Here is a 15,710-nt window from a genome sequence, read left to right on the forward strand (position 1 = left end):
TGGCGAATGCGCAGCCGCAACGCAAGCGCCGGTCAGGCGCGCGCCGCCCGCACCGACTTGCCCAGCGCCGCGAATGCCGCCCGCACGATGCCGGCGGCATCCAGCCCGGCGTCGGCATACATCTTGTCGGGGTTGGCGTGGTCGACGAAGCGGTCGGGCAGTGTCATCGGCCTGACCTTGAGGCCGCTGTCGAGCAGGCCGTTGCGGGCGAGGAAATCCAGCACCTGGCTGGTGAAGCCGCCGACCGAGCCCTCCTCGACCAGCACCAGCACCTCGTGCGAGCGCGCCAGGCGGCGGATCAGGTCCTCGTCCAGCGGCTTGGCGAAGCGCGCGTCGGCAACCGTGGTCGAGAGACCGGCCGCGCCCAGCTCCTCGGCGGCGAGCAGGCAGTCCTTGAGGCGCGTGCCGAAGGACAGCAGCGCCACCTTGGTGCCTTCCTTGACGATGCGGCCCTTGCCGATCTCCAGCACCTGGCCGCGCTCGGGCATGTCGACGCCGACGCCGTTGCCGCGCGGATAGCGGAACGAGATCGGGCCTTCGTCATACTCGGCCGCCGTGCGCACCATGTGGCGCAACTCGGCCTCGTCGCTTGCTGCCATCACCACGAAATCGGGCAGCGCCGCGAGATAGGCGGTGTCGAAAGCGCCGCAATGGGTCGGGCCGTCGGCCCCGACGAAGCCGGCGCGGTCGATGGGGAAGCGCACCGGCAGCTTCTGGATCGCCACGTCATGCACCACCTGGTCGTAGGCACGCTGCAGGAAGGTCGAGTAGATCGCCACGAACGGCTTGTAGCCCTCGGTCGCGATGCCTGCCGCAAACGTCACCGCGTGCTGCTCGGCGATCGCCACGTCGAAGGTGCGCGACGGAAACGCCTGGCCGAACAGGTCGAGGCCGGTGCCCGAGGGCATCGCTGCGGTGACGGCGACGATCTTGTCGTCCTCGCGCGCTTCCTGGATCAGGCTCTCGGCGAACACCTTGGTATAGCTCGGGGCGTTCGCCGGCGCCTTGGCCTGGGCGCCGGTGATGACGTCGAACTTGTTGACGCCGTGATACTTGTCGGCGGCCGCTTCGGCGGGCGCATAGCCCTTGCCCTTCTGGGTAACGACGTGGATCAGCACCGGGCCCGTGCCGTTGTCGCGCACGTTCTTCAGCACCGGCACGAGATGCTCGAGATTGTGGCCGTCGATCGGGCCGATGTGGAAGAAGCCCATCTCCTCGAACAGCGTGCCGCCGGTGACGAAGCCGCGCGCATGCTCGACGGCGCGGGTGATGGCGCGGTCGACGCGGCGGCCGAGATAGGAGGTCAGCTTCTTGCCGAGTTCGCGCACGCCCGCATAGGTGCGGCCCGAGGCGAGACGCGCCAGGTAGGCGCTCATCGCGCCGGCGGGCGGGGCGATCGACATGTCGTTGTCGTTGAGGATGACGATCAGCCGGGCGTCGAGCGCGCCGGCATTGTTCATCGCCTCATAGGCCATGCCGGCCGACATCGCGCCATCGCCGATCACGGCGATCACGTTGTTCCTGCCGCCCTGGAGATCGCGCGCCACGGCCATGCCGAGGCCGGCCGAGATCGAGGTCGACGAATGCGCCGTGCCGAACGGGTCGTACTCGCTCTCGGCTCGCTTGGTGAAGCCGGAGAGCCCGCCCTCCTGGCGCAGCGTGCGCATGCGCTCGCGCCGGCCGGTCAGGATCTTGTGCGGATAGGCCTGGTGGCCGACGTCCCAGATGATGCGGTCGTCAGGCGTGTCGAACACGTAGTGCAGCGCCACCGTCAACTCGACCACGCCGAGGCCCGCGCCGAGATGGCCGCCGGTCTGCGACACGACGTCGATCAGTTCCGCGCGCAGCTCGCTGGCGAGCTGCGGCAGCTGGGCTTCGTCCAGCTCGCGAAGGTCCGCCGGCAGGCGAACCTTGTCGAGCAGTGGCGTTTCGGGCTTTGCGTTCATCAATCCGCACCAGTTGAACTTCGGCAGATACGGCGACGGGCCTGGAAAGTAAATGCGTGGCGGTACCGCGCTCACCCCTCAGGCAGCGGGATGAACTCCTCCTCATCGCCTGGAACGATATCGAAGCGGCCGGTCTTCCATTCATTCTTGGCCTGCTCGATGCGCTCCCTGGAGGAAGAGACGAAGTTCCACCAGATATAGCGCTTGGACCCGAGCGACGCCCCACCAAACAGCATGAAATGCGCGCCACGCTCCGACGACACCACGATCTCGTCGCCCGGGCGGAACACCAGCAGCCGCTCGATTGGGAAACGATCGCCCAGAATGTCGATCTCGCCGCCCAGGGTGTAGATCGCGCGCTCCTCGGCATCGGCCGGGATCTTGATCCTGGCCCCCGGGGCCAGCCGGATGTCGGCATAGAGCGTATCGGAGGCCTGGCGAACCGGCGACTTGACGCCCTTGAACTCGCCGATGATGAGGCGGCCGGAAGCGCCGTCGCCGTCGAATGTCGGCAACCCGGCGGCGGCCGTGTTCTCGAACAGCGGCGCCATCTCCTCCCTGGCATCGGGCAGCGCCAGCCAGGTCTGCAGGCCCGAGATCGACATCGGCGCGCCGCGCAGCTCCTCCGGCGTACGCTCGGAGTGCACGATGCCGCGGCCGGCGGTCATCAGGTTCACGTCGCCCGGCGCGATCACCATCTCGGTGCCGAGCGAATCGCGGTGCCTGATCTTGCCGTCGAACAGATAGGTGACGGTTGCGAGGCCGATATGCGGATGCGGACGCACGTCCAACGCATGTCCCGCCCTGAGGATCGCCGGGCCCATGCGGTCGAAGAAGATGAACGGCCCGACCAGCCGGCGCCTGGCCGTCGGCAGCGCGCGGCGAACCTGGAAGCCGTCTATGTCCTTGGCGTTGGGCACGACCATCAGTTCGATCTGGTCGCAGGAGAAGGCATCGCCCGGTGTCGGGTCTTCGGCTGGGAAGAAACTCATGATCTCATCCTGAGCTGGTTGAAGCGTGGTTGTCGCCGGAGCCGGTCCACTCAGGCGAACCGCAGCGCCGAGCGCGCCTTCGCCTTGGCTGCCTCCTCCTCGCGATTGCGGGGATGCTGGTGCGTTTCCATCGCATGCAGCATCTCGTGCGCGGCGTCGGCAATCCGGTCCACCGCGAGGAAGAACGCCTCTTCGTTCTTCTTCGAGGGCTTCGTCGATCCGCTCAGCTTGCGGACGAACTGAAGTGCCGCGTCGCGGATTTCGTCATGCGTCGCCGGCGGTTCGAAATTGAACAGTGTCTTGATGTTGCGGCACATCGCCTGCTCCCGGGCTTCATCAACCTATGGGCACCCCTTAACTGGGCGCAACATACCGCGACGTCAAGCCATTCCGCCGCCGGTCACTCGGCGTCGAGCGGCTCCGTGCCGACGGGCTTGCCGTCGCGCGACAGGCGGATCTTCTCGACCTTGTCCTCGGCCGATTTCAGCAGCCGGTCGCAATGCGCCTTCAGTGCCTCGCCGCGCTCGTAGATCTTGATCGACTGGTCGAGCGGCACGTCGCCGCGCTCGAGGTCGTCGACGATCTTTTCCAGAGCGGCCAGCGCCTGCTCGAAGCTCATCGCCTTGATTTCGTCATTGGGCTCGACGGCCATGGTTCATCCTTTCATCAGGCGTTTAACGTGGGCGGCAACCGAGAAGGCCAGCCCCTGCAGGTCATAGCCGCCCTCGAGCAGGCTGACGAGGCGGTTCGACGAATGCCGCGCGGCGCGGTCCATCAATTGCCCCGTCGCCCAGTCGAAATCGGCTTCGGTCAGGTTGATCTCGGCCAGCGGATCGCGATGGTGCGCGTCGAATCCGGCCGAGATGATGATCAGGTCGGGCGCGAAATTGTCCAGCGCCGGCAGCACGCGCGAGCGGAAGGCCTCGCGGAAATGGTCGCTGCCGGTGTCGGGCGACAGCGGCGCATTGACGATGTTGCCGACGCCCGTCTCGCTCCTGGCGCCGGTGCCCGGAAACAGCGGCATCTGGTGCGTCGAGCAATAGAGCACCGTCGGGTCGTTCCAGAAGATGTCCTGCGTGCCGTTGCCGTGGTGCACGTCCCAGTCGACGATGGCGACGCGCTCGGCGCCGTGCCGCCTCTGGGCATGGCGCGCCGCAATGGCCGCGTTGTTGAACAGGCAGAAGCCCATCGCCGTGGTCTTTTCGGCATGGTGGCCCGGCGGACGCGAGGCGACGAAGACGTTGTCGGCCTTGCCGGCGAACACGTCGTCGACGGCCGCATTGGCGGCACCGATGGCGGTCAGCGCCGCCTGCCAGCTCTTCGGGCTCAGCACCGTGTCGCCGTCGATCCGCTCCATGCCCTCTTCCGGCACCTTCCTGCGGATGCCTTCGACGAAAAGCTCGGGATGGACGTAGAGAATCGTCTGCTCGTCGCCCTCCGGCGCCTCGACGCGGTCGAGCGCCTCGAAAGGCTCGTCGTCGAGCACGCGCTGGATGGCGCGCAGCCGGTCGGGCCGCTCGGGGTGGCCGGCGGGCGTCAGATGTTCGAGATAGATCGGATGGGTGTAGAGCCGCGTGGTCATCGCCTCACTCTATCAGCAATGACCGGCCAGACCACGCAATACGTGTCAAAGCCCTGGGGAAAATCGGCGGGCTTCACCTGGCAGCCGCACCGTCCCCGCTGCGCAAGCCTTCGAGCATCGCCTTGGTGGCCTTTACTGCCCTCGGCGCCACGGCCTCGGGATCGTCGGCATTGGCGATCCACTGGGCGGCATGGATGGTGGCGCCGTTGATCAGCCGCGCCGCGGCCTCGGGGTCGATGTCGACCAGCGTCCCGTCCTCGACCAGCCTGCGCAGGCCCTCGGTCATCGCGCGGATGCAGGCGCTCTGGGTCGGCCAGTTCCAGGGATCGCCGAGCACGGCGGGGCCGTCGCGCAGCACGATGCGCTGTATTTCCGGCTCCAGCGCCATTTCGAGGTAAGCGATGCATTCGTCGACGAAGCCCTGCCAGGGGTCTTGCGCCCGGGCGGAAACTGCCCACAGCCGCTCCGACATTTCGGCGTCGATCTGCAGGATCACCGCCTCCAGCAGCCCCTTCTTGTCGCCGAAATGATGATAGAGCGCGCCGCGCGTCAGCCCCGCCGCGGCGGTGAAGTCGTCCATCGACGCATCGGCGTAGCCAACCGTGCCGAACGCGTGGCGCGCGGCGGCCGTGAGCTTGGCGCGCGTCTCGGCGATCATCTCCTTGCGCGGCTTGTGCATCAGCAAACCCTTAAATGACATACGCAATGTATGTGAATTTGACATTTCCAGCCTGCGCCCCTAACTAACTCACATACGCGCCGTATGTAAGTGCCATGCGGCGGAAATTCCAGGATATTCCCATGCCAAACCCCTATGGCGAGATCTTCACCACGCCTGGCGCGAAGGCCTTTTCGGCAGCAGGTTTCATCGCCCGCCTGCCGCTGTCGATGATCACGCTCGGCATCGTCACCATGCTTTCCGAAACCCATGGCGAGTATTGGCTCGCCGGTGCGGTGGCTGCGACCTTCGCCTTCTCCAACGCCCTCATCGCACCGCAGGTTTCGCGGCTGGTCGACCGCTTCGGCCAACGCAGGATCATCATCCCCGGCACGCTCTTGACCGTCGTCGCCTTGAGCGGGCTCATTCTGGCCACCCGCTATGGCGCGCCGAACTGGATGCTGTTCGCCTTCGCGGTGCTTGCCGGCGCCATGCCGAGCATGAGCGCGATGGTACGGGCGCGCTGGACCGCGCTCTATAGCGGCACGCCCAAGCTGCACACGGCGTTCGCCTTCGAATCGGTGGTCGACGAGGTCATCTTCATGACCGGCCCGATCGTGGCCATCGGGCTCAGCGTCGGCGTCTTCCCCGAGGCGGGTCCGCTGGTCGCAACCGTCCTGCTCGCCATCGGCAACATACTGTTTGCGGCGCAGAAGGCGACCGAGCCGCCCGTCCATGCGCGCAACAGGAGCGACGGCGCCTCGGTGATCCGGCTCGGCTCGCTGCAGGTCATCGTGCTGACGCTCATCGCCATCGGCGCGATCTTCGGCACCGCCGAGGTGACGGCGGTGGCCTTCGCCGAGGGCCAGGGCAACAAGGCCGCCGCCGGCTTCGCGCTGTCGGCCTATGCCGCGGGCTCGCTGGTCGCTGGCCTCGCCTTCGGCGCGCTCAAGATTCGGATGCCGCTCGCCCGGCAGTTGCTGATGGCGATCGCGCTCGCGGCGCTGACGACCCTGCCGCTGATGATGGTCTCCGACATCACCACGCTCGCCGTCGTGTTCTTCTTTGCCGGCCTGGCCGTGTCGCCGACCATCATCCTGTCGATGGCGCTGGTGGAGAAACTCGTGCCGTCGGCGAAGCTGACCGAAGGCATGACCTGGGCGATCACCGGCATCAGCATCGGCATGGCAGCGGGCTCGTCGGCCTCCGGCTGGTTCATCGACGTGCTCGGCCCGACCAGCGGCTTCATGATCTCGCTTGCCGCCGGCTTCGTCGCCCTGCTCATCACCTTCGTCGGCCAGGGAAAACTGCATCGCGGCGTCCGCGCGCCGTCACCGGTGGCCGCGGAATAGACGGAAGCGGCGGCCGGCCGCGCCTCGAACGGGCATTGCCGGCCACACGCACTGCTTCAGACGCGGCGCGGCGTGCCGTCCCAGCGCGAGGCCTCGCCCGAGCCGAAGGCCTTTTCCTTGAGTTCGCGGAACTTGGACGAAGCTTCCTCGAGCTTCCGGTCCCATTCCGGATTGGGCACCTGGCCCTCGATGACCCGGAAGTAGACCTGCATCAGCGACGCCACGGCGAAGGGCTCGATGAACGCCGCCTTGAAGGCCCAGGCGAAGACGATCGCCAGCACGAAGGCCCAGCCGGCGAGCTGGCCGGGCATGAAGTAGAGGATGGCCCCGGCAGGGGCCAGCATGAACAGGAAGATCAGCAGCGACACCACCCAGACGAAAAGCGAGAGCCAGACGGCGTTCTTGACCATGGTCTTGCCGTTCTGGGCATAGAGCACGACGCCCTGGCGCGCCGTCTGCCAGGGCGAATTGCTGCCGACGCGGATGTTGTAGCCGAGGATGATCTCGTCGACATAGGTCAGCGACATGCGGATCACCGTGTTGACGAACCTGACCAGCCCATCGAGGCCGGGGATGGGCAGGAACGCCGCAATCCCGCCGATCAGCCCGGTGATCGCGCGCACCGCACCCTTCACCAGTTGGTCGAGCACGAACAGGATGCTGGCCTCGGCGAAGCGCTCGGTGACCACCTCGCGGGCATAGACGATCTGGTTCTGGCCGCCCGGGATCTCGCGCCCGTCGATCAGATGCACCATGGCGGCGATGTGGCCGGCCTTGACCAGGTAGAGGATATACTCGCGCACCCAGTAGACCGCGACGGAGACCACGCCGAAGCCGGCGATGCCGCCCCACAGCGCAAACGAGACCGGCCCGTCGGGGTCGGAGGCGATTTGGCCGACGCCGTAGCCGACGCCGGCGCCCGCGCCCGTGGCCACGATGTAGGCGAGCGTGATGCCGAAATAGACGACCATGCGCAGCACGATGAAAGGCCACGTACGCGCCATGATCGACAGGCTCTTGCCGACGTCGAAATCCCACATAGCCGACTCGCCCCCAGGAGACGGCACGAGAATGCGCCGACGCGGGCGGAAGTCAATCGCCGCGTCGGCCCCGGGCTCTCGGCTCCCGGCTAGCGGATTTCAGTCTTGGCGATGCGGATGCCGAAGCCTTCGAGGCCGACATAGTGGCGCTCGCGCGACGAGACCAGGTTGATCGACGAGATGCCGAGGTCCTTCAGGATCTGTGCGCCCAGGCCGATCTGGCGCCACTCGTCCTCGCGGCGCCGCGCTTCCTCGTGGTCCTCGCGCTCGGCCGAGGGCCGGTTGCGGCCGAGATTGGACACGCCCACCGAGCCTTCGCGCAGATAGACGATGACGCCGCGGTTGCACTCGCCGAAGGTCTTCATGATGTCGGCCAGCCGGTTGCTGGTGCCGAACACGTCGGTCACCACGTCCTCGGTGTGCAGCCGCACCGGCACGTCCTCGCCGTCGCGGATGTCGCCGAAGACGATGGCGAGGTGCTGCATCACGTCCCAGGGCAGCGTGTAGGTGATGGCCTTGGCCTTGCCCGCCGGCGTGTCGATGTCGAAGCTGTCGACGCGCTCGATCAGCGTCTCCTGGCGCTGGCGATAGGCGATCAGGTCGGCGACCGACACCTGCTTCAGCCCGTTCTTCTCGGCGAAGGCCGCCACCTGCGGGCCGCGCATCACCGTGCCGTCGTCGTTCATCAGTTCGGAGATCACGCCGACCGGCGGCAGCCCGGCGAGCTTGCACAGGTCGACCGCGGCCTCGGTATGGCCCGAGCGCATCAGCACCCCGCCCTCGCGGGCGATAAGCGGGAAGATGTGGCCCGGACGGACGAAATCCGCGCCGCCGACGTTGGGATTGGCGAGGTTGCGCACGGTCAGCGTGCGGTCCTCGGCCGAGATGCCGGTGGTGGTGCCGTGCTTGAAGTCGACGCTGACGGTGAAGGCGGTGGTGTGGGCGGAATCGTTGTCGGCCACCATCGGCGCGAGGTTCAGCCGGCGGGCATCTTCCTTCAGCATCGGCGTGCAGACGATGCCGGAGGTGTGGCGCACGATGAAGGCCATCTTCTCGGGCGTGCAGTGGACGGCGGCGACGATCAGGTCGCCCTCGTTCTCGCGGCCGTCGTCGTCCATCACGACCACGATCTCACCGCGCTCGAAGGCCCTCAGCGCTTCGACTACTTTCTTCTGGTCGTATGGCATGGCGTTCCTCTTGTACGAGGGGAGTAGGGTAGTAGGTGAATAGGGAAGTAGGGGATTTTCTATCCGGCCCTATTCCCTTACTCCCCTACTCCCCTAGCCCCGTCCGGTCTGTCCTCGATGGCGCAGATAGTGGTCGGCAATGGCGCAGGCAACCATGGCCTCGCCGATCGGCACCGCGCGGATGCCGACGCAGGGGTCGTGCCTGCCCTTGGTCATGACGTCGACCTCCTTGCCGTCCTTGTCGATCGACTTGCGCGGCGTCAGGATCGACGAGGTCGGCTTGACCGCGAAACGCGCGATCACCGCCTGCCCGGTCGAGATTCCGCCCAGTATACCGCCGGCATGGTTGGACAGGAACTTGGGCTGTCCGTCATTGCCGATGCGCATCTCGTCGGCATTCTCCTCGCCGGTGATGCGCGCGGCCTCGAAGCCATTGCCGATCTCGACGCCCTTGACGGCGTTGATCGACATCAGGTTCGAGGCGATGTCCTGGTCGAGCTTGCCGTAGATCGGCGCGCCCAGCCCCGCCGGCACGCCCTCGGCGACGATCTCGATGACGGCGCCGACCGACGAACCCGCCTTGCGGATTCCGTCGAGATATTCGGCGAACACCGGCACCGAGGCGCGGTCGGGCGTGAAGAACGGGTTCTCGGCATCGCCGATGAAATCCCAGTCCCAGTTGGCGCGGTCGATCGACTTGGTGCCCATCGACACCAGGGCGCCGCGCACCACCAGGCCCGGCACGACCTTGCGGGCAATGGCACCTGCCGCAACGCGGGCAGCGGTCTCGCGCGCCGAGGAGCGGCCGCCGCCGCGATGGTCGCGCAGGCCGTATTTGACGTCATAGGTGTAGTCGGCATGGCCGGGGCGATACTGCCTGGCGATCTCGCCATAATCCTTGGAGCGCTGGTCGACGTTCTCGATCATCATCGAGATCGGCGTGCCCGTCGAAATCAGCGTCTCGCCGTCCTCGTCCAGGATGACGCCCGAGAGCATCTTGACCTCGTCGGGCTCGCGCCGCTGGGTGACGAAGCGCGACTGGCCCGGCTTGCGCTTGTCGAGCTCGTCCTGGATGTCCTTCAGCGTGAAGCGGATGCCGGGCGGGCAGCCGTCGACCACGCAGCCAAGCGCCGGCCCGTGGCTTTCGCCCCAGGTGGTGACGCGGAACAGATGGCCGAAAGTGTTGTGCGACATGGACAGGCCTTTCCGGGATACCGCCGCCTTCTAGCGCATGCCCTCGAAAAGTGAAATTGCTGATTTGCGCGACTGGCGCCTCCCCAAAAAGCGACCGCCAAGCCTTGACCCGCGGCATCATCGGCCATAGCGGAGGGGCGGCTCTTGCAGGACGGGGAATTGCCGCATGAATGTCCTCCTTATCGGTTCCGGCGGTCGCGAGCACGCACTGGCCTGGAAGCTCGCCGCGTCGCCGATGCTGACCAGGCTCTATGCGGCGCCGGGCAATCCCGGTGTCGCGCAAGAGGCCGAGTTGGTGGCGCTCGACGTCGCCGACCATTCCGCGGTGGCCGCGTTCTGCAAGGAGAAAGCCATCGACCTCGTCGTCGTCGGCCCCGAGGGGCCGCTGGTCGCCGGCATCGGCGACGATCTGCGCGCCCAGGGCATCCGCGTCTTCGGCCCGTCGAAGGCCGCCGCCCAGCTCGAAGGCTCCAAGGGCTTCACCAAGGATCTCTGCGCCCGCTACGGCATTCCGACCGCCGCTTACGGCCGTTTCGACAACGCGGCCGACGCGCGCGCCTATGTCGAGAAGATGGGCGCGCCGATCGTCATCAAGGCCGACGGCCTTGCCGCCGGCAAGGGCGTGACGGTTGCGATGACGCTCGACGAGGCGGTCGAGGCGGTCGACGCCTGCTTCGAGGGCGCCTTCGGCGGCGCCGGCGCATCGGTCGTCGTGGAAGAATTCATGACCGGCGAGGAGGCGAGCTTCTTCTGCCTCTGCGACGGCAAGACGGCGCTGCCCTTCGGCACGGCGCAGGACCACAAGCGCGTCGGCGACGGCGACGTCGGCCCCAACACCGGCGGCATGGGCGCCTATTCGCCGGCGCCTGTCATGGACCCGGAGACGGTCGGGCGCACCATGCGCGAGATCGTCGAGCCGACCATGCGCGGCATGGCCGAGATGGGCGCGCCATTCGCCGGCGTGCTGTTCGCCGGCCTGATGCTGACCGAGAGCGGCCCGAAGCTCATCGAATACAACACCCGCTTCGGCGATCCCGAATGCCAGGTTTTGATGATGCGGCTGAAGGAGGACCTTCTGGTCCTGCTCAATGCCGCCGCCGACGGCCAGCTGAGCCACGTCTCCGCGCGCTGGCGCGACGAGGCCGCGCTGACCGTCGTGATGGCCGCCCGGGGTTACCCCGGCACGCCGGAAAAGGGTTCTGCCATTTCGGGCATCGACGAGGCCGAAGCCTCCGGCGCCCAGGTCTTCCACGCCGGCACGGCGCTGAAGGACGGCAAGCTGGTCGCCAGTGGCGGCCGCGTGCTCAATGTCACCGCATCGGGCAGCAACGTCAGTGAAGCGCAAGCGAAGGCCTACCGGGCGGTCGACCTCATCGATTGGCCCGAAGGCTTCTGCCGCCGCGACATCGGCTGGCGCGCGGTCGAGCGCGAGAATGATTAGCGCGCGGCGCGGTCGAGTTCGGTCGAGGCCGTCGATACCGGATCGAGATCGGCCCTGCGGTAGGCGACGGCCCGCTCGCGCCTCTCCAGCTTGACGGCTGCATATTCGGCCATGCCATAGGCATAGCGGCTGCCGAGCGCCTTCACGGCCGGTACCGTGCCCAGCACGGCCTTGTTCCAGCTCGAGCGCAAAGCGTTCGCAAGCAGGTCGAGGCGTACCTGATAGGCGACCGAAGCGTAGCGGATCCGGCTCTCGCCCTTCACGCCGTCGTCGCGTGCAATCGGCACCGGCACGCTCGCCACGAACACGTCGGTGGCCTCGATGAGCCGGCCGAACGGCCAGGCCTTGCGCAGGGCGTCCGCGTCCATCGGGGCGACGTTGACGTCGATGTCGTTCCCCGTGCCGGCGACGCGATAGGGGCAGCGGCGCTCGCCGCAGTTGGCCTGCGCCGAGAACTGCCACAGCGTGTAGCCCTGCCAGTTGCCCTTCGGGAAATGAATGCCGATCTCCGGCTTGTAGCGCGCGTACCACAGCGGCAGCCGCGACAGCAGCTGGTAGCGATAGCGGTTGTCGGCGATGTACCGCGAGGTCGCCCCGTTGGTGTAGAGGATCGGATAGCGCCCGGTGCGCTGGAAGATGTAGCGCACGAAGATCTCCGCGTCCTCGAGCGACATCCATTTCTCCGGGTCGTTTTCCTCGATATCGAGCGCCATCAGGTCGTCGGGGCCGGGTTCGGCGAAATCGAGGAAGTTCTGCGCCTGTTCGATCGGATTGCCGGGACGGCCGAGATGGTAGGCGCCCCATTCGAGGCCAAGCGCCTTGGCGACGACCTTGCGGGTGTGGAACAGCTCGCGCGCAACGGCATGACGCTTCCACAGTGCCTTGCACAGCCGAATTTCGGTTTCCGTGCCCGAACAGGCGTACGGCGGCGGCAGGCCGTCGGAGCCCTTGTTGATGAAGCCTATGATGCGCTTGTCGCCGGAGAGCTTCTGCCAGTCGATGGAATTGTATTCGTAAGCGTCGACGACGAGCGCCCTGTCGGCCTTCTTCCAGGGTTCCGAGAAGTCCTGCTCGGCGGCTTTCGCCGTCCCGTGGAAGGTCCCCGCGGCGAGCAGCACGGTTAGCGCAAGTCTCTGTAGCTTAGACGCCAATCCCCTCAAAAGGCGACCCTCGGTGACCGGTAATCGATCCTGAACCCGCATGGTTAAGGAAATGCTGATAAAGCACCACCGCCCTAGGGTTGAAAGCGGCCGCCAACTGAACCGGCCCGGGGCCGCGAATTCGAACGGCTCGGGAGCGGGTTGCATCGGAAGGCTGCCTTCGGCCCGGCGCTTGCGATGACGCGCCAGCGAGCATTTGGGCGAGCACAATATGCCGCGATCGGTCCAGTAGGCGGCGCCGTCCTCGACCTTGCCGCCATGATACCAGAAGCCTTCCTAACGGTACGGCAGGCCGCATTCGATACAGCTGTAGGGATCGGTACGGGCGAGCATGGCAACCTCTTTGTTGCTCCCTTCTGGCAACGCCCGACTTTAGTGCAAGCACGGCCCTATAATTTGACGTTTACGTAAAAAGGAGCTTCCCCTCGGAGATCGAAGGCGTTTAGTGTGCGGTGCAGGTGGCCTGCGGCCACGGTGCCCATCAGCAGGAGGAAGCGTCATGTACCGCGCGCCGGTGGAAGAGATAGGGTTTGCGCTCAAGCACGTGGCCGGGCTGAAGGCGGCCCTGGCTGGCGGGCGCTTCGGCGATCTCGGCGAGGATCTGGTCGACGCCATCCTTTCCGAGGCGGGGCGCTTTGCCACCGAGGAAGTCGCGCCGCTCTACGAGGTCGGCGACAAGGTGGGTGCGAGGCTCAAGGACGCGGCGGTGACCATGCCGCCCGGCTGGACGGAACTCTACCGGCATTGGATCGAAGGCGGCTGGAACGGCCTCAACGCCCCCGAGGATTTCGGCGGCCAGGGGCTGCCGATCATGCTCGCCGTCGCCGCCCTCGAAATGTGGAACTCGGCCTCGATGGCCTTCGGCATCGGCCCGACGCTGACCATGGGGGCGATCGAGGCGCTGGAAAAGCATGCCTCGGAGGAACTGAAGGCCACCTATCTCGAAAAGCTCGTCTCGGGCGAGTGGATGGGCACGATGAACCTGACCGAGCCGCAGGCCGGTTCCGACCTCGCCGCCCTGCGCAGCCGCGCCGAACGCGTGGGCGACGGCACCTACCGCATCTTCGGCCAGAAGATCTTCATCACCTATGGCGAGCACGACCTGACCGACAACATCGTGCATCTGGTGCTGGCGCGGCTCCCCGACGCACCGGCCGGCACCCGCGGCATCTCGCTGTTCCTCGTGCCGAAGTTCCTGCCCAACGCGGACGGCACGCTTGGCGCCCGCAACGACGTGTTCTGCTCGGGGATCGAGGAAAAGCTCGGCATCCACGCCTCGCCGACCTGCACCATGATCTATGGCGACGGCTTCGCCAAGGACCGTACGCCCGGCGCCGTCGGCTGGCTGATCGGCGAGGAGAACAAGGGCCTCGCCTGCATGTTCACGATGATGAACAATGCCCGGCTCTCGGTCGGCATGCAGGGCGTGGCGGTGGCGGAAGCCGCCTTCCAGAAGGCGCTCGCCTATGCCAACGACCGTCGCCAGGGCAAGGCCTCGTCCTACGGCGGCGAGGGCATGGCGCCGATCGTCCATCACCCCGACGTGCAGCGCAATCTCCTGACCATGAAGGCGCTGACCCAGACGGCGCGCGCCATCGCCTATTCCTGCGCCCACGCGCTCGACATGGCACGTGTGTCGGAAGGCGATGCGAAAGCCTATTGGCAGGACCGCGCCAATCTGCTCACCCCGATCGCCAAGGCCTTCGCCACCGATGTCGGCGTCGACGTGGCATCGCTTGGGCTTCAGGTGCATGGCGGCATGGGCTTCATCGAGGAGACGGGTGCCGCACGCCTGCTGCGCGACGCCCGCATCGCGCCGATCTACGAAGGCACCAACGGCATCCAGGCGATCGACCTCGTCACCCGCAAGCTGCCGCTCGGCAATCGCGACCACGTCTTCGATTATATCGGCGAGCTCGATGCGGTGGCCAATGCGGTCGCGGCGCTGAACAGCGAGGACTATGGCCGCACCGCGACCTGCCTGGAGCAGGCGCTCGACGACCTGCAGCAGACCACCCGTTTCCTGCAGCGGCAGCTCGAGGACGGCCGAACGGACGATGCGCTGGCCGGCGCCACGCCCTATCTCCGGCTATTCGCGCTCGCCGCCGGCGGCGCCTATCTGGCGCGCGCGGCGCTGGCCGAGGGCGACGCCGCGCGGATCGCGCTCTGTCGTTTCTTCGCCGAGAACATGCTCGGCGAGACGGCTGCGCTCAAGGACCGCGTCACCACGGGTGCCGCAAGCCTCGCCGGGGCCGCCAAGGCCCTGTTTGCGGTTTGAATTCTGGACGAGGGAACAAGTGACCGACCACATTGTCATCGAGCGGCAGGACGCCGTGCAGATCATCCGGATGAACCGTCCGGACAAGAAGAACGCCATCACCCGCGCCATGTATGCCGAGATGGCGGCGGCGCTGAAGACGGGCGACGCCGATCCCGCGGTTCGGGTCCATGTCTTCCTCGGCGTGCCGGGCGCGTTCTCGGCCGGCAACGACCTCGCCGACTTCATGGCGATCGCCACCGGCGGCGACGGCGGCACCGAGGTGTGGGATTTCCTCGCCGCGCTCGCGCTGGTCGCAAAGCCCATCGTGTCGGGCGTCGACGGCATCGCCGTCGGCATCGGCACCACCATCAACCTGCATTGCGACCTGACCTTCGCCACGCCGCGAACGGTCTTCCGCACGCCCTTCGTCGATCTCGGCCTCGTGCCGGAAGCCGGATCCAGCCTGCTTGCGCCGCGCATTCTCGGCCGCCAGGGCACCTTTGCCCTGCTCGGCCTCGGCGAGGGCTTTTCGGCCGAGCGCGCGCTGGCGAGCGGGCTGATCTACAAGGTCGTCGCAGAAGGCGAGCTCGAGGCCGCCACGCTCTCCGCTGCCCGCGAGATCGCCGCCAAGCCGCCGCAGGCGCTGAAGATCGCGCGCGACCTGATGCGCGGCGACCCTGCGGAACTGGTGGCACGCATCAAGGAAGAGGGCGAGCATTTCCGCGCTCGCCTCAAGTCCGACGAGGCGCGGGCGGCGCTCATGGCCTTCATGTCACGGAAGAAATAGGCGCGCTGCCCTCCCTTTGTGGGGCAGGGCTATCGCATATGGGTCAGCGCCTGGATTAGATAGTCGTCATTCCAGGCGCATTTCTTGATGCGATGGCTGATGGGGACTTTG

General features: G+C 66.8%; 14 protein-coding genes and 1 pseudogene. 4 read left to right on the forward strand and 11 right to left on the reverse strand.

Going from position 1 to position 15,710, the window contains the following annotated elements; all coding sequences use genetic code 11:
• Window positions 1–32: 32 nt before the first annotated feature.
• The 6 genes from dxs to J2X50_RS21650 form a co-directional block, all read right to left on the reverse strand.
• Window positions 33–1,946 carry a 1-deoxy-D-xylulose-5-phosphate synthase gene (gene dxs / locus J2X50_RS21625; RefSeq protein WP_429097966.1) on the reverse strand — a complete coding sequence of 638 codons (1,914 nt, stop codon included), beginning with the start codon at window positions 1,944–1,946 and terminating at the stop codon, window positions 33–35.
• 71 nt (window positions 1,947–2,017) lie between these two features.
• On the reverse strand, window positions 2,018–2,938 hold the full coding sequence (locus tag J2X50_RS21630) for a pirin family protein (RefSeq protein WP_429097967.1): 921 nt from the start codon (window positions 2,936–2,938) through the stop codon (window positions 2,018–2,020).
• 50 nt (window positions 2,939–2,988) lie between these two features.
• The gene (locus J2X50_RS21635; protein WP_347964689.1) at window positions 2,989–3,255 is read right to left on the reverse strand and encodes a DUF2277 domain-containing protein; all 267 of its coding nucleotides are present in this window, start codon (window positions 3,253–3,255) and stop codon (window positions 2,989–2,991) included.
• An 83-nt stretch (window positions 3,256–3,338) separates the two neighbouring features.
• Window positions 3,339–3,590: an exodeoxyribonuclease VII small subunit gene (locus tag J2X50_RS21640; protein WP_018426797.1), complete on the reverse strand. Its 252-nt coding sequence runs from the start codon at window positions 3,588–3,590 to the stop codon at window positions 3,339–3,341.
• Window positions 3,591–3,593: 3 nt separating this feature from the next.
• The gene (locus J2X50_RS21645; RefSeq protein ID WP_429097968.1) at window positions 3,594–4,520 is read right to left on the reverse strand and encodes a histone deacetylase family protein; all 927 of its coding nucleotides are present in this window, start codon (window positions 4,518–4,520) and stop codon (window positions 3,594–3,596) included.
• 73 nt (window positions 4,521–4,593) lie between these two features.
• Window positions 4,594–5,199 (reverse strand): TetR/AcrR family transcriptional regulator, encoded by a 606-nt coding sequence (locus J2X50_RS21650; protein WP_429097969.1) that lies wholly within the window; start codon window positions 5,197–5,199, stop codon window positions 4,594–4,596.
• 122 nt (window positions 5,200–5,321) lie between these two features.
• Between J2X50_RS21650 and J2X50_RS21655 the strand changes: the two genes are divergently transcribed.
• Window positions 5,322–6,530: an MFS transporter gene (locus J2X50_RS21655; protein ID WP_429097970.1), complete on the forward strand. Its 1,209-nt coding sequence runs from the start codon at window positions 5,322–5,324 to the stop codon at window positions 6,528–6,530.
• Between the two features lie 56 nt (window positions 6,531–6,586).
• On the opposite strand, the gene J2X50_RS21660 is transcribed toward J2X50_RS21655, so the two are convergent.
• From J2X50_RS21660 to aroC, 3 genes are all read right to left on the reverse strand, one after another.
• On the reverse strand, window positions 6,587–7,570 hold the full coding sequence (locus J2X50_RS21660; RefSeq protein ID WP_429097971.1) for a hypothetical protein: 984 nt from the start codon (window positions 7,568–7,570) through the stop codon (window positions 6,587–6,589).
• Window positions 7,571–7,659: 89 nt separating this feature from the next.
• Window positions 7,660–8,757 (reverse strand): 3,4-dihydroxy-2-butanone-4-phosphate synthase, encoded by a 1,098-nt coding sequence (ribB, locus tag J2X50_RS21665; protein ID WP_429097972.1) that lies wholly within the window; start codon window positions 8,755–8,757, stop codon window positions 7,660–7,662.
• A gap of 93 nt (window positions 8,758–8,850) precedes the next feature.
• A complete protein-coding gene (gene aroC, locus J2X50_RS21670; protein WP_429097973.1) occupies window positions 8,851–9,951 on the reverse strand; it encodes a chorismate synthase in 1,101 nt (366 codons plus the stop codon).
• 166 nt (window positions 9,952–10,117) lie between these two features.
• Between aroC and purD the strand changes: the two genes are divergently transcribed.
• Entirely contained in the window at window positions 10,118–11,392 is a 1,275-nt protein-coding gene (gene purD / locus J2X50_RS21675; protein WP_429097974.1) for a phosphoribosylamine--glycine ligase, read from the forward strand.
• Here purD and J2X50_RS21680 read toward each other — a convergent pair.
• On the reverse strand, window positions 11,389–12,594 hold the full coding sequence (locus J2X50_RS21680; RefSeq protein WP_429097978.1) for a glycoside hydrolase family 25 protein: 1,206 nt from the start codon (window positions 12,592–12,594) through the stop codon (window positions 11,389–11,391). The two genes, purD and J2X50_RS21680, sit on opposite strands and share 4 nt — an antisense overlap.
• Before the next feature lie 75 nt (window positions 12,595–12,669).
• Window positions 12,670–12,885 (reverse strand): annotated as a pseudogene (locus J2X50_RS21685) (hypothetical protein); the annotation flags it as partial.
• Window positions 12,886–13,051: 166 nt separating this feature from the next.
• Here J2X50_RS21685 and J2X50_RS21690 point away from each other — a divergent pair.
• Window positions 13,052–14,830 carry an acyl-CoA dehydrogenase gene (locus tag J2X50_RS21690; RefSeq protein WP_429097975.1) on the forward strand — a complete coding sequence of 593 codons (1,779 nt, stop codon included), beginning with the start codon at window positions 13,052–13,054 and terminating at the stop codon, window positions 14,828–14,830.
• A 19-nt stretch (window positions 14,831–14,849) separates the two neighbouring features.
• A complete protein-coding gene (locus tag J2X50_RS21695) occupies window positions 14,850–15,599 on the forward strand; it encodes a crotonase/enoyl-CoA hydratase family protein (protein WP_429097976.1) in 750 nt (249 codons plus the stop codon).
• The last annotated feature ends 111 nt before the right edge of the window (window positions 15,600–15,710 follow it).

It is taken from the genome of Aminobacter sp. BE322 (assembly GCF_050433525.1).
Lineage (GTDB): Bacteria > Pseudomonadota > Alphaproteobacteria > Rhizobiales > Rhizobiaceae > Aminobacter.

What these genes read in the sequence shown, in the direction of transcription:
- J2X50_RS21655 (WP_429097970.1), top strand. Translation starts at nt 5,322, where the DNA reads ATGCCAAACCCCTATGGCGAGATCTTCACCACGCCTGGCGCGAAGGCC.
- dxs (WP_429097966.1), bottom strand. Translation starts at nt 1,946, where the DNA reads ATGAACGCAAAGCCCGAAACGCCACTGCTCGACAAGGTTCGCCTGCCG.
- J2X50_RS21630 (WP_429097967.1), bottom strand. Translation starts at nt 2,938, where the DNA reads ATGAGTTTCTTCCCAGCCGAAGACCCGACACCGGGCGATGCCTTCTCC.
- aroC (WP_429097973.1), bottom strand. Translation starts at nt 9,951, where the DNA reads ATGTCGCACAACACTTTCGGCCATCTGTTCCGCGTCACCACCTGGGGC.
- J2X50_RS21635 (WP_347964689.1), bottom strand. Translation starts at nt 3,255, where the DNA reads ATGTGCCGCAACATCAAGACACTGTTCAATTTCGAACCGCCGGCGACG.
- J2X50_RS21690 (WP_429097975.1), top strand. Translation starts at nt 13,052, where the DNA reads ATGTACCGCGCGCCGGTGGAAGAGATAGGGTTTGCGCTCAAGCACGTG.
- J2X50_RS21650 (WP_429097969.1), bottom strand. Translation starts at nt 5,199, where the DNA reads ATGCACAAGCCGCGCAAGGAGATGATCGCCGAGACGCGCGCCAAGCTC.
- ribB (WP_429097972.1), bottom strand. Translation starts at nt 8,757, where the DNA reads ATGCCATACGACCAGAAGAAAGTAGTCGAAGCGCTGAGGGCCTTCGAG.
- J2X50_RS21645 (WP_429097968.1), bottom strand. Translation starts at nt 4,520, where the DNA reads ATGACCACGCGGCTCTACACCCATCCGATCTATCTCGAACATCTGACG.
- purD (WP_429097974.1), top strand. Translation starts at nt 10,118, where the DNA reads ATGAATGTCCTCCTTATCGGTTCCGGCGGTCGCGAGCACGCACTGGCC.
- J2X50_RS21640 (WP_018426797.1), bottom strand. Translation starts at nt 3,590, where the DNA reads ATGGCCGTCGAGCCCAATGACGAAATCAAGGCGATGAGCTTCGAGCAG.
- J2X50_RS21680 (WP_429097978.1), bottom strand. Translation starts at nt 12,594, where the DNA reads ATGCGGGTTCAGGATCGATTACCGGTCACCGAGGGTCGCCTTTTGAGG.
- J2X50_RS21660 (WP_429097971.1), bottom strand. Translation starts at nt 7,570, where the DNA reads ATGTGGGATTTCGACGTCGGCAAGAGCCTGTCGATCATGGCGCGTACG.